A 459-nucleotide genomic window follows, 5' to 3' on the forward strand; every position below is an offset into this window, starting at 1 on the left:
CCTATCCGTCAAAAGTGCGGCAACTTCGCCAACACTGCGTCTCGCTCGCTGAAAAGAAGGTCCAGAAGCGCTTCCGATACGCGGCTTTGTGGACGGGAATAAGGGCGAAGAAGCGCCACGTTGAACGGTATTTTAGGCAGGAATGGCACCAGCGTTACCCGATCATCAAGTTGGTGAATGGCCGTGTAAGGGTCTATAAGCGCGACCCCCAAGCCAATTTTGGCAAATTCATATGCCGCAGCGGAAATCGTTGTTTCATAAGCTGGGTCTAGTTTTTCACCTGCAGCGCGGAATGCCTGCGCAATAATCGGGCCAGCTGCAGTGAATGATGCAAATGATACAAATGGTACGTTTCGAAGATCCGGTGGTTCAATTTTTTCGTGGCTCGCGAGATGGTGGTCACGTGGAACCGCAGCAATATAAGCGGCATCGCTGAAAACTTCTGTTTGAAAGCCAGAT

Annotated in this window: 1 protein-coding gene; it reads right to left on the reverse strand. The window is 51.0% G+C overall.

Features of this window, described 5'->3' with window-relative positions; translation table 11 throughout:
• Nucleotides 1-8: 8 nt before the first annotated feature.
• A partial coding sequence (locus tag HWD97_RS24275) for a LysR substrate-binding domain-containing protein (RefSeq protein WP_371835813.1) occupies nucleotides 9-459 on the reverse strand: 451 nt, incomplete at its 5' end.

This window comes from Ochrobactrum sp. C6C9 (genome assembly GCF_022627935.1).
Lineage (GTDB): Bacteria > Pseudomonadota > Alphaproteobacteria > Rhizobiales > Rhizobiaceae > Brucella > Brucella teleogrylli.